10 protein-coding genes are annotated in these 11,801 nt (G+C 63.4%); 8 read left to right on the top strand and 2 right to left on the bottom strand.

Annotated elements, in window-relative coordinates:
• The first annotated feature begins 195 nt into the window (after positions 1-195).
• From ACSFC5_RS20630 to ACSFC5_RS20610, 5 genes are all read left to right on the top strand, one after another.
• Complete coding sequence (locus ACSFC5_RS20630) at positions 196-1,869, top strand: ABC transporter substrate-binding protein (protein WP_440767271.1); 1,674 nt, start codon at positions 196-198, stop codon at positions 1,867-1,869.
• Between the two features lie 34 nt (positions 1,870-1,903).
• Positions 1,904-2,902 (top strand): ABC transporter permease, encoded by a 999-nt coding sequence (locus ACSFC5_RS20625; RefSeq protein ID WP_440767102.1) that lies wholly within the window; start codon positions 1,904-1,906, stop codon positions 2,900-2,902.
• Entirely contained in the window at positions 2,892-3,905 is a 1,014-nt protein-coding gene (locus tag ACSFC5_RS20620; RefSeq protein ID WP_440767101.1) for an ABC transporter permease, read from the top strand. The genes ACSFC5_RS20625 and ACSFC5_RS20620 overlap by 11 nt, the downstream gene beginning before the upstream one ends.
• Entirely contained in the window at positions 3,905-6,127 is a 2,223-nt protein-coding gene (locus ACSFC5_RS20615) for an ABC transporter ATP-binding protein (RefSeq protein ID WP_440767100.1), read from the top strand. The genes ACSFC5_RS20620 and ACSFC5_RS20615 overlap by 1 nt, the downstream gene beginning before the upstream one ends.
• A gap of 106 nt (positions 6,128-6,233) precedes the next feature.
• Positions 6,234-6,596: a hypothetical protein gene (locus tag ACSFC5_RS20610; protein WP_440767099.1), complete on the top strand. Its 363-nt coding sequence runs from the start codon at positions 6,234-6,236 to the stop codon at positions 6,594-6,596.
• 38 nt (positions 6,597-6,634) lie between these two features.
• Here the strand turns inward: ACSFC5_RS20610 and gfo6 are convergent, their stop codons facing one another.
• Complete coding sequence (gene gfo6, locus ACSFC5_RS20605; RefSeq protein WP_440767098.1) at positions 6,635-7,723, bottom strand: D-xylose 1-dehydrogenase Gfo6; 1,089 nt, start codon at positions 7,721-7,723, stop codon at positions 6,635-6,637.
• Between the two features lie 136 nt (positions 7,724-7,859).
• Between gfo6 and ACSFC5_RS20600 the strand changes: the two genes are divergently transcribed.
• The 3 genes from ACSFC5_RS20600 (at position 7,860) to uxaC (ending at position 10,936) form a co-directional block, all read left to right on the top strand.
• Positions 7,860-8,315, top strand: coding sequence for a universal stress protein (locus ACSFC5_RS20600; protein ID WP_440767097.1), 456 nt, complete (start codon positions 7,860-7,862; stop codon positions 8,313-8,315).
• A gap of 255 nt (positions 8,316-8,570) precedes the next feature.
• The gene (locus ACSFC5_RS20595) at positions 8,571-9,509 is read left to right on the top strand and encodes a mannonate dehydratase (protein ID WP_440767270.1); all 939 of its coding nucleotides are present in this window, start codon (positions 8,571-8,573) and stop codon (positions 9,507-9,509) included.
• 59 nt (positions 9,510-9,568) lie between these two features.
• Positions 9,569-10,936, top strand: a complete 1,368-nt coding sequence (uxaC, locus tag ACSFC5_RS20590; protein ID WP_440767096.1) for a glucuronate isomerase — start codon at positions 9,569-9,571, stop codon at positions 10,934-10,936.
• A 9-nt stretch (positions 10,937-10,945) separates the two neighbouring features.
• On the opposite strand, the gene ACSFC5_RS20585 is transcribed toward uxaC, so the two are convergent.
• Positions 10,946-11,716, bottom strand: coding sequence for an SDR family NAD(P)-dependent oxidoreductase (locus tag ACSFC5_RS20585; protein ID WP_440767095.1), 771 nt, complete (start codon positions 11,714-11,716; stop codon positions 10,946-10,948).
• Positions 11,717-11,801: the final 85 nt, after the last annotated feature.

The following is an 11,801-nucleotide window of genomic DNA, read 5'->3' as shown; positions in this document are numbered from 1 at the left end:
ATCGCGGATCGTTCGCTTCCGGTTCCAGCGTGTCGTCTAAGAGAACAACAGCGATGCAGTCGCTTAATTCATTCTCGGAGACGAATCATGCCAACGGTACATCACAATGTTTATTACTAACTATGGGTATCGTTCACGGGTATGGGAACAGATAGCAGTCCCGGTGACTACAGCGATGCGATCAGTCGCCGGAAAATGTTAACGGTGGCAGGAGCGTCGGGGGCGGCCGCGCTCGCTGGCTGTATGGGTGGCAGTGGATCGGAGGACGGCACGTTTGTCAACGCGTACACTGGCAATCCGGCCGATCTTCACTTCAACACGTCGGGCATACAAAACTACCGCTGGCCCGCGGGGCGATCGGTATTCGCTCCGTTCATGAAGTACTCGTTCGGCGAGGACGAGTTCCTTCTCGGGGCGCTCGACGACCTACAGGTCGAAGAGGAGGAAGTGACGCTCACGTTCCGCGACGATCTGACGTGGGACGACGGGGACGAGTGGACGACCGAGGACCTCGACGTCCAGCTCGAGCTGGCGGAGATGTCCGGCAGTTCGCTCTGGGGGTATCTCGAGGACTACGAGATCGTCGACGATAAGACCGCGCGTCTGATACTCTCCGGGCCGACGAACCCGCGGATCCTCAAGTTCGAACTCACGAACTTCCTCGTCGATACGAAAGCGGATGTCCACGAACAGTTCCTGGACCAGGACGTCTCCGAGTTCCTCCAGTGGGCCTGGGAGGACCCCGTCGCCAGTGGGGCGTTCTCGTTCGTGAGTAAGGACCAACAGGCGTTCGAGTTCGAGCGGAACCCCGAGTTCTACAACGCCGACAACGTCAACATCGAGACGTTCCTGATCGAGAGCTACGGTGGGAACACCGCCCAGCATCAGGCACTCATGTCGGGAACGGACGTTGACGGCTCACCGAGCCTGTTCGCACCATCGGAGATCGTCGACCAGTTCCCGGACCACGTCGTTGAGGTTCAGATTCCGGCTAAGTGGGGCTACGGTATCGTGTTCAATCACGACGATCCTCACTTCGGACAGCGGGCGGTTCGACAGGCGGTCGCACACGTCATCAATCGGCAAGAACTCGTCGATAACGCCGGTCCGCGGTCGAAGTTCGTGACGCCGTCGCCCTGCGGTATCGCACCCAAGGATCAGGAGTACTGGCTCGACGACTGGCAGGGTGACTTCGAGACCTACGGTGCCGACGAGAAACAGACCGACGAGGCGACCCAGCTGCTCGAGGACGCCGGATACTCGCTGGAAGATGGTACCTGGCAGGACTCCAGCGGGGACACTATCGGCGGGGAGTACTACTCGCCCGCGGGCTGGACGGACTGGACGACCATGTCCCAGACCGTCGTCAGCCAGCTGAACGACTTCGGCTTCGACTTCTCGGTCAGCACGAAACCGACGAACGACTGGTTCAACCAGTACTCCAACAGCAACTTCGCGATGGGGAGCCTCTACTGGCTGCCTGGCGGATCGCGATCGTCGTTCCCGTACTTCCCGCTGCGCTACCAGCTGTGGGACGAAGAGATCGGCGGCGGTCACAACTACCGGGAAAAGGCCCAATCCGAACAAACGATTCCCGGCAGAGACGGCGGAGAGATGTCGGTTACCCCGCTCGACACGGTCGATCAGATCGCACAGCAACCGAACGACGAGGAGGCACGGCCGTACGTCCAAGAGGCGGCGTGGCACAACCACATCGAACTTCCGTTCCTCGGACTCGTGTCCAAGCACGAGCAGTCCTGGGTGACGGACGACGAGTGGTCGATCGCCGACGAGGACAGCCCCAACCGGCAGGTTAAATGGCCACAGTTCTGGTGGCCCCACGAGGGCGAACTGCAGTACGACGGTTGAGCCAGCAATACGAGTCCTTTTATTATCAGACAAAATGAATTACTACCTCAAACGGACGTTACAGATTCCGTTGACTATCCTCGCAGTGGCGTCGCTTACCTTTGGCCTGATCCGGCTGCTTCCCGGCGGTCCGTTCACGCAGCTACGGATTCAGCTCCTCCAGCGGGGTATCCCCGCCGAGCAGGTCGACGCGCGTATCGAAGCACTGCAGAACATCAGACCTGACGCACCGCTCTGGCAACAGTACATCGACTACATGATCGGCGTCGTCCAGTTGGATCTGGGACAGTCGATCTCGCTCAACGAGCCAGTCATGGCGGTGATCGCCCGAGCGCTCCCCTGGACCGTCTTCCTCGTCGTGACGTCCACGATACTCATGTTCGTCATCGGCGTGTTGCTCGGCTCGATCCAGGCGTACTGGGAAGGCTCGCGGTTCGACAAGATCGCATCGGGCGGATCGATCTTCCTGATGTCGATCCCCTACTACATCTTCGCCGTGATCCTCCTGTTCTTCCTAGCGTTCCAGCTCCGTTGGTTCCCGACCGGGAATGCTGTCGCTCGAGGCCTCGACGCCTCGATCAGCATCCAGTACATCTCGAGCGTGCTCTACCACGCTGCGCTTCCGATTCTGGCGTTTACGATCGGCGGCGTTGGATCGACGGCTCTCAACATGCGCGGGAACGGCATTCAGGTGCTCGGCGAGGAATACGTCGAAGTCGCCAGACTGCGTGGCCTCTCGGACAGCCGGATCGCTACTCGGTACGTCGCCAAGAACGCCATCCTCCCGATGTATACGGGGTTCATTCTGATAATCGGGTTCCGGCTTGGGGGAACCGTCGTGCTCGAGGAGATATTCTCGTACCCCGGACTCGGCTACCGCATGATCGAAGCGGTCAATGCGAACGATTACCCACTGATGATGGGTTGTTTCCTGGTCATCACGGTCACGCTCGTCGTCGGTGTCTACATCGCTGACCTGACGTACGGGCTGATCGATCCGCGTATTAGTGCAGGTGAGTCAGATGAGTACTGAACCCGATAGGGCCGACGGCATCGACTGGCGCTCGGAAACGTCAGACGTCGAAATGAGTCGCCGCGACCGACTGAACGAGTTCTACGAACAGAAAATCTACGTGCCCGCCACCGTCGCGTGGTCCGACAGACGAACTCGAATCGGGGTTCTCATCCTGAGCGTCTACCTTCTCATGGCGGTCGTCGACCTGCTCGGGCTCTGGCGCGACGCCAGTCCGAATCAGGCCGGGGCATTACTCGGTCCGTTCGAGAACATGGCGTATCCGCTCGGGACGACCCGCTCGGGGGTCGATCTGCTGGCTCTGATCATCGACTCGACGCCGTTCATCCTCCTGATGGTGCTCGCGGGCGGGGTGTGGGCGACCACTCTCGCAGTCATCGTTGGCACCGTCTCGGGGTACAAGGGCGGCACGATAGACACCGTCATCACGGCGATCTCCGACTTCTTCATGGCGATTCCGGGACTCCCGCTCGTCATCGTCCTGGCGATCGCGCTGAGCCCGGAGAACCCGCTTCTCCTCGGGGTCATTCTGACGATCAACTACTGGGCCGGGCTGGGTCGTTCGATCCGGTCACAGGTCCTCTCGATCCGAGAGGAGAGCTACATCGAAGCGTCCCGGACGATGGGGACGGGTTCGATACGCATCATCATCAAGGACGTGCTGCCGAACATCATGCCGTACGTGATGGTCAACTTCGTGTTCGCCGCACGCTACACGATCTTCGCGTCCGTCGGATTGTACTTCATCGGCGTGTTGCCCTACACGGGACAGAACTGGGGCGTTACATTGAATAACGGCTACCGCCAAGGGGGCCTGTTCACGATGGACGCCTTCCACTGGCTCCTCGTCCCGATCGTCGCCATCGTCGGACTGGCCTTCGGCCTCGTCCTGCTGAGTCAGGGGATGGACCGGATCTTCAACCCCCGTGTCCGAACCCGTCTCACCGGCGAATCCGAGTCCATCGAGGAGGAGGAAACCGACACGACGACGGAGATGATATAATGGCTACCGACAGCACATCCAGCAATCGAGTCGTATCACAGGAGGCCGTCGAAGATCCGATCTTCGAGGTCCGAAACACGAGCGTTACCTACAACGAGGGCAAAACACGCGTCCTCGAGAACGTCAACGTCAGCATCGAGCGGAACGAAGTCCTCGGTATCGTCGGCGAGAGCGGAAGCGGCAAGTCGATGTTCGCCTCCGCACTGCTCGATGCCATCCCCGACCCCGGCGTCCTTTCCGGGCAGATCACGTACAACCGGCAGGACGGCTCGTCGGTCGACCTCCTCGAGTTGAGCGACGAGGAACTCCGGCAGTTCCGCTGGGAGGAGGTGTCGATGGTATTCCAGGGCGCGATGAGTTCGTTCAACCCGACGATGAAGGTCGGGGCCCACTTCACGGAGACGCTCAAGGCCCACGACAAGAACGTCTCGGAGGGGCTCGAGTTCGCTCGCGAACTCCTCGAGAACCTCTATCTCGAGCCGGAACGGGTCCTCGATGCATATCCCCACGAACTCTCGGGCGGGATGCAACAGCGGGCCCTGATCGCGTTAAGTATGGTCCTGGACCCGGAAGTGCTGGTGATGGACGAGCCGACGGCTGCGCTCGACTTGTTGATGCAGCGGTCGATTCTGACGTTACTCGACGACTTGCAGAGCGAGTACGACCTGACGATCGTCTTCATCACCCACGACCTGCCGCTGGTCGCGTCGCTTGCCGACCGGATGGCGATTATTTACGCGTTCCAGTTCGCCGAGATCGGGCCGCGCGACGAGATTATCGGCAACTCGGCACATCCGTACACGCGGAAGCTGTTGAACGCGACGCCGAACATCGATGCGCCGCTGGCGGAGATGCAGCCCATCCCGGGCGAAGGTCCCGCTCCAGTGAACCTCCCGTCCGGCTGCCGGTTCGAACCGCGGTGTCCGCTCGCAACGGAAGAGTGCCGGACGGACGATCCGCCGTTAGCCTCGGTCGACCAGGACAACAGCGATCATCGGTCGGCGTGTCACCACTGGGAGCAAGCCCGCGAAGAGATCGAGCTCAATTTCGGCAAGACGAACGACGACTTCGAGAGTCCCGATCCCGCCGAGACGGCGGAATCGGTCGCGAAAACACGTCACGAGGAGCCGGTCGGGACGCCGCTCCTCTCGCTCAACGACGTCGAGGTTCACTTTGAGGAGGAGCAAGGACTGCTCGAGCGCTTCACCGAAGATCCCCGCGTCGTCCGAGCGGTCGACGGCGTCTCGCTCGATATCGAAGAACAGGATCTCGTCTGTCTCCTCGGTGAGAGTGGCTGCGGGAAGACGACGCTGGGGAAGACGATGATCGGTCTCCAGCAGCCGACCGGCGGCTCGATCGAGTATCGCGGCCAGGATATCTGGGAAGCGAAAAAGGGCGGCGGCGAGATTCCGTACGACGATATCCGCTCGGCGCTCCAGATTATCCATCAGGACCCGGGGAGTGCGCTCAACCCCAACCGACGCATCGTCAACATCCTCTCGGAGCCGCTCAGGCACACGCATCCGAACATCAACCAGACCGAGCGCCGGGGTCGGATGCACTCCCTCCTCGAGCGAATCGGCATGGCTCCGGCCGACGAGTTCCTCGATCGGTACCCCCACCAGCTTTCGGGCGGCGAGAAGCAACGCGTCGCACTCGCTCGCGCACTGCTGATGAACCCGGACGCGATCCTCGCCGACGAGGCCATCAGCGCGGTCGACGTCTCGTTGCGTATCGAGATCATGGACCTGATGCTGGAACTGCAAGCGGAGTTCGAAACCTCGTTCCTCTTCATCTCCCACGACCTCTCGAACGCGCGGTACTTCGCCGAGCACGGCGACGGCCGAATCGCCGTCATGTACCTGGGGGAGATCGTGGAGATCGGCACCGCCGAGCGCCTCATCCACGACCCGCGCCATCCGTACACCGAAGTGCTCCGGTGGGCGACGCCGGACCTCGATCTCGATTCGATGGAGGCCAGCGAGCCGCCACTCAGAGAGGTCGACGTCCCGAATCCGGTCGATCCGCCCTCTGGCTGCCGATTCCACACGCGATGTCCCGTCGCTCGAGAGGCCTGTCGCAAGGAGCACCCGGACCTACAGGCGGTTGCTGACGGGGACGGGAAGGCCGCCTGCTTCCGCGAGGATCCGAATCACGAGTACTGGGACAGCGAACCCCTCGACGGGGCCGTCGAGACGCGCGAAGAGCTCGCGGAGCACTGAGACGCGCCGTCCCCCTCGCGTTCGATTGCGATCGATCCCCTCGGTTCTCGAGGGTGCCCTGACCGACGACACCACTATTATTACGCGAGCCGCTCTACACCCCACTATGACACGGTACAAGCCGGATCCCATCGACGGAACGCTCTTCCTCACTGCCGAGAACGATCGGGTCGAAATCGGTGCGATCGACGACGTCGTCGACGCGATCGGTGACGAGACGCACTCGATCGAGTACGACCAGAAACAGCGGACGCAGCCGTGGCTGGAAACCGACGACGGCGTGCTCGAGATAGACGTTCGCGAGACGGTAACGACGCTGCCCCACACCGAAGAAACAGTGTCCGAGCTCCGCGAATACGATATGGGAACCGAACGCTACGGGCTTCCCAGGCGAACCGTCGAGTTCGCGGACCGGCTCGTCGAGATCCTCGAACAGCAGGGAGAGAACGAGCCGCCTATCGACGGATAGCAGTGACTGCTGTGGTCGAGTAGTCCGACCCGTTCTACTTATCGAACCGACACTTCGCGACCGGTCTCGGCCGCCTCGTAGATCGCTTCGAGCGCCTGCATATCGACGAGCGCGTGGTCGCCGTCGGGCGAGATCGGTTCTGCTCGGAGAACGCGGTCAGCGAAGTAGTCGAACTCCTCGGTCATTTCGTCGCCGAACACGTCGCGCCGACCGTCGTCGAGTTCCAGTTCCCGGCCGTCCATCCGGAGGGTCAACGTCTGGGGCGACTCGCCGAGGAACGTGGGCTCGAGTAGCAACTCGCCGTCGGTACCGACGATCCGGAGGTGTCCCGAGAGGGCGGCGTGCTGGCTCGCCGTGCAGGCGGCGTACGTCCCGTCGTCCAACTCGATTGTGAAGGTGGCGTGCTGGTCGGGAACCTCCCGGAACGCCTCGTCGTCGGAGCGCATCTGTGCGGTCACGCTCACGGGATCGGCGCCGAGGACGAACCGTGCGGTGTTGAGCGGGTAGATGCCGAGGTCCATCACCGTCGCCCCGTACCCCGCGAGGTCGGGGTCGAGCCGCCACTGGTCGGGGTCACCGGAGACGACGTCGAGCATCTGCTGACCCATGTGCCCGTGGACGGCCACCGGATCGCCGATCGCCCCGTCGGCGACGAGTTCGCGCATCCGCCGGACCCCCGGATCGGTCTGCATCCGATAGGCGACCATCAGGGGGACGTCTTCGGTTGCCGCGACGAGTTCCTCGGCGCGCTCGGCCGTCGCCTCGAGCGGTTTCTCACAGAGGATCGCCTTCCCGTGCTCGGCGGCCGCTTCCGCGTACGGCAGGTGAAGCGCATTCGGCGTACAGATGTAGACGGCGTCGTACTCGTCGACCGAGTCGCCGTCGGTGAACTCGTCGTACGTGAGCGCGACCTCGACGCTCGGCGTCGTCGCGGCGACGTCCGCGCCCTTCTCGTGGGTGCTGCTGACGACCACGGTCGTCTCGCAGAAGTCCGAGGCGTCGATGGCGGGGATCGCCTGTTCGCGCGTCCACCAGCCGAGTCCGATCACGGCGAGACGAAGCGTCCCCGATTCCAATTGCTCCCAGTCGCGTTCCCGCACGGTTTGTACGTACTCGCGTATCGACATGGGAGGTAGTTCGCCGCAATGAGCAAAAGTCTAGTGAACTGCCCGTGATGCAGAACGGCGGCGCCGACCGGCTGTGCACCCCTGTTGATCTTCAGACGAGCCTAGTATTATACGGAACGAGAACGTGACCCTCTCTATGGAAGACGCATTAGTCGTGCTCAACGACCGTGACGGCGATAGTGACTTGCTCCGCGAAGCCGCAGCGTACGCGACCGGCGCGGACGCCGACCTCGTCCTCTACTCTCCCCTCAGCGAGGCGCAGTTCGAAGAATCGGTCTCGAGTCTGGATCAGATCGGTCGCATCGAGAACAAGGATTACAGCGACGAGGAAGCGATCGGCGTCGCCGAACAGAGTGCCGATTCGCTCGCCGCTGAGTCCCTCGAGGATTTCGACGTGGAGTGGTCCGTCGCGACTGACGTCACCGACGAACTCGACGCGAATCGCATCATCGACCTCGCCGAGAAACACGGCTGCGACCATCTCTTCACGCTCGGACAGCAGCGGTCCCCGACCGGGAAGGCCGTGTTCGGCGACACGACCCAGAAGCTCATCCTGAACTTCCCGGGCTACGTGACGGTATCGATGAACTGATCCCGCTGGCTCGCCCCACCGGCGGTGCCGGACGCCGTGTCTCACAGTGATTGCCGGACGTGACAACACGCGTCGCGAGACACGTCGGGGAGGATGACAGCCGACGTAGCTGCGGCGGGCGCAGAATCGTGGTCGGTGACGACCAGTCGTGGCCCTTCGACCCCTTCCCGCCCTTTCTTGCGGAAGATAATCGTCGATGCGTCGCACAACATCTATTATCGAGCTTTCCGAAGGAAACGTGTGAACACGACCCTGATGCTCCCGCCGTCTCCTGACCGGCGGTGGACGCTCGCCAACCAGCTCGGATTGTCGACGGCCGTCGTCCGCTTCTGGGGCGAAGACGAGTGGTGGACGTTCGACTCGCTCCACCGGACGCGAAACCGGTTCGCCGACCACGGATTGTCGCTCGAGGTCGTCGAGGACCGGCCACCGATGACGAAGACGGTGCTGGGCCGGGAGGGCCGCGACGAGGAGATCGAGACGGTCAAACAGCTGCTCCGGAACATGGGACGGGTCGGTATCGACGTCTACTCCTGGGTGTGGACGGAGAACCCGGTCGGCGTGATCCGCACGTCCGACGCCGTCCCGCTGCGGGGCGACTCCCTGACCACCGCCTACGATCACGAACAGTCCGAACGCGCGCCGGAGTACCCGGTCGACGTCACCGAGGCGGAACTCTGGGAGAACCTCGAGTACTTCCTCGACGAGATCGTTCCCGTCGCCGAGGAGGCCGGCGTCGACCTCGCGCTCCATCCCGACGACCCGCCCGTAGCGTCCGTCCGCGGGGTCCCCCGACTCGTCAATTCCGTCGAGAGCGTCCAGCGGATTCTGGACCTCCACGAGAGTCCGAATCACGGGCTGACATTCTGCCAGGGGAACTTCTCGGCGATGGGTGCGGACGTCCCCGAGACGATCCGGCGCTTCGGCGACCGGATCCACTTCGTCCACTTCCGCGACGTGGAGGGGACCGCCGAGGAGTTCGTCGAGACGTGGCACGAGGAGGGACAGACCGACATGCTCGCCGCGATGGCGGCCTACCGCGACGTCGGATTCGACGGCCCAATTCGACCCGATCACGTCCCAAAGATGCTCGGCGAAGGCGATCGCGAGGAGACCCAGGCCGGCTACACCGACATGGGTCGGCTGTTCGCCGTCGGGTACATGAAGGGGCTACTGGAGCAGACGCGCTCCTGAGCGCGCCGGCGGCGGTTCCGTTCCGAGGTTTTATTGCCGCCCTCGAAGCAGAGTCGTCCATGGGATTCATGGACGAGCGGTATCTGCTCGACTCGGAGTCCGCTGCGGAACTCTACGAAGCCGTCGCCGATCTCCCGGTCGTTGACCCGCACAACCACATCGACCTCGAGGAAGTCGTCGAAAACGAGCCCTGGAGCGACGTCTGGGAAGTCGAGGGCGCGACCGATCACTACGTCTGGCAGCTCATGCGCAAGCGCGGCGTCCCCGAGGAAAAGATCACCGGCGACGCCGACAACCGCGAGAAGTGGAACGCGCTCGCGGCGGTCTTCCCGGACTTCGCGGGCAACCCCACCTACGACTGGGTCCACCTCGACCTGCAGCGACGATTCGGCATCGAGAAACCGCTGAACGCTGACACGGCCGACGAGATCTGGGCGGAGACGAAGCGCCAACTCGCCAAACCGGAACTGCGGCCGCAGGCGGTGCTCCGCGAGATGAACGTCGAGGTCCTCTGCAGCAGCGACGACCCGACCTCGCGACTCGAGTACCACGAGCGGGCCGAGGCGGCGGTCGACGGCGTCGATATCCGCCCTACGTGGCGACCCGATAGGGCGCTGAAGATCGAGACTTCCGAGTGGGCGACGTTCGTCTCGGAACTCGACGCGGTGACCGACGGTGGCGTGGATCGCTTCGAGGGGTTTCTCGAGGCCCTCGAGGAAAGTCACGACTACTTCGTCGACCGCGGCTGCGTCGCGTGCGACATCGGGATGGGGACCGATCCGGTCTCGAGGCCGGTCAGCGAGGAGCGCGCCGGCAAGATTTACGCGAAAGCGCGGCGCGGAACGAGCCTCGAGGAGGCCGAGATCCACGATTACAAAGCGTTTCTGCTCGACTTCATCGGCGAGTTAAACAGCGAGGCCGGCTGGGTGACCCAGCTCCACGTCGGCGCGGTCCGCGACTACCGCGACACCCTCTCCGAGGACGTCGGGCCGAACGCGGGCGGCGACGTCTCGACGCAGGACGTCGACCTGGTCGCGGGACTCGATCATTTCCTCGACGCCTTCGACGGGGAGATGGAGATCGTCCTCTACACGCTCGATCCGACCCACTACCCGAGCGCGACGGTCGTCGCCCGCGCCTACCCCAACGTGAGCATCGGGCCGGCGTGGTGGTTCAACGACAGTCCGCTCGGGATCGAGAACCAACTCGAGCGGGTCGCGGCCGTCGACCTGCTCGCCAACTACGCCGGGATGGTCAGCGACTCCCGGAAGCTCGTCTCCTACGGCTCCCGGTTCGAGATGTTCCGTCGAACGCTCGCGACCGTCGTCGGCGAGCTGGTCGAGCGGGGACGGATCCCCTATAGCAATGCCGAGCGGCTAGTCGAGCACGTGGCGTACGATCGGCCGAAGAAGCTCTACGGGCTGTAGGGGTAGGGGCTACTGTGCGCTGTCGTCGTAGCCGCCGTCGACCGTGACGACCTCGCCCGTCGTGAACGACGTGGCGTCGCTCGCGAGGTAGATGGCCGTGCTGACCATCTCGTCGGGCGTGGCGACGCGGCCCATCGGTGTCCGTTCGTCGACGGTCTCGCGGAACGCCGACCCCTCGTCCAGTTTCGGCCCGGCCATCTCCGTCTTGACGAACCCGGGAGCGATGGCGTTCACGCGGACGTCCGGCGCGAGGTCCGCGGACGCCGCGCGGGTCAGCCCGTTGACGCCGCTCTTCGCGGCGCAGTAGGCCGCGCGTTCCTCGCGGGCCTGATCGGCCGACATCGAGGAGATGTTGATGATGCTGCCGTCGTCCATCGTCCGCCCGAACGCCCGGCACGCCCGAAAGACGCCGGTGAGGCAGACGTCAATGTCCCGCTGCCACTCCTCGTCGCTCATCTCCGTCACGGCGGACTGGGCGACCGTCCCCGCCGAGTTGACGAGAATATCGACGTCTCCGACCGCCTCGATCGTGGCGTCTCGGAGCGCTTCGATCGATTCGGTGTCGGTCACGTCGCACGTGACCGCCGTCGTCGCCGCGCCGCGCTCGTGGAGTTCCGCCGTCACGTCCTCGACGGCGTCCTGCGACCTGCTCGTCGCAACGACGTCCGCGCCGTCCTCGGCGAATCCGAGCGCGATCGCTCGACCGATCCCTCGCGTCCCGCCGATGACGACCGCTGTCTTTCCGTCGACGCTCACGGACGTCCCCGTTTCAGTGACCATGCCGCCGTGTTCCGCCGCCGGTGGTTTATGCATTTCTATGAATACCCCCGCTGGCGGGAAGCTTCTCTGAACAGTGGCTCACGTC

This window comes from Natronorubrum marinum (genome assembly GCF_052040125.1).
Lineage (GTDB): Archaea > Halobacteriota > Halobacteria > Halobacteriales > Natrialbaceae > Natronorubrum.
This window is presented reverse-complemented; position numbering and strand designations above follow the sequence as displayed.

Coding starts and splice junctions, on each gene's coding strand:
- ACSFC5_RS20630 (WP_440767271.1), top strand. CDS start 196: ATGTTAACGGTGGCAGGAGCGTCGGGGGCGGCCGCGCTCGCTGGCTGT.
- ACSFC5_RS20625 (WP_440767102.1), top strand. CDS start 1,904: ATGAATTACTACCTCAAACGGACGTTACAGATTCCGTTGACTATCCTC.
- ACSFC5_RS20620 (WP_440767101.1), top strand. CDS start 2,892: ATGAGTACTGAACCCGATAGGGCCGACGGCATCGACTGGCGCTCGGAA.
- ACSFC5_RS20615 (WP_440767100.1), top strand. CDS start 3,905: ATGGCTACCGACAGCACATCCAGCAATCGAGTCGTATCACAGGAGGCC.
- ACSFC5_RS20610 (WP_440767099.1), top strand. CDS start 6,234: ATGACACGGTACAAGCCGGATCCCATCGACGGAACGCTCTTCCTCACT.
- gfo6 (WP_440767098.1), bottom strand. CDS start 7,723: ATGTCGATACGCGAGTACGTACAAACCGTGCGGGAACGCGACTGGGAG.
- ACSFC5_RS20600 (WP_440767097.1), top strand. CDS start 7,860: ATGGAAGACGCATTAGTCGTGCTCAACGACCGTGACGGCGATAGTGAC.
- ACSFC5_RS20595 (WP_440767270.1), top strand. CDS start 8,571: ATGCTCCCGCCGTCTCCTGACCGGCGGTGGACGCTCGCCAACCAGCTC.
- uxaC (WP_440767096.1), top strand. CDS start 9,569: ATGGGATTCATGGACGAGCGGTATCTGCTCGACTCGGAGTCCGCTGCG.
- ACSFC5_RS20585 (WP_440767095.1), bottom strand. CDS start 11,716: ATGGTCACTGAAACGGGGACGTCCGTGAGCGTCGACGGAAAGACAGCG.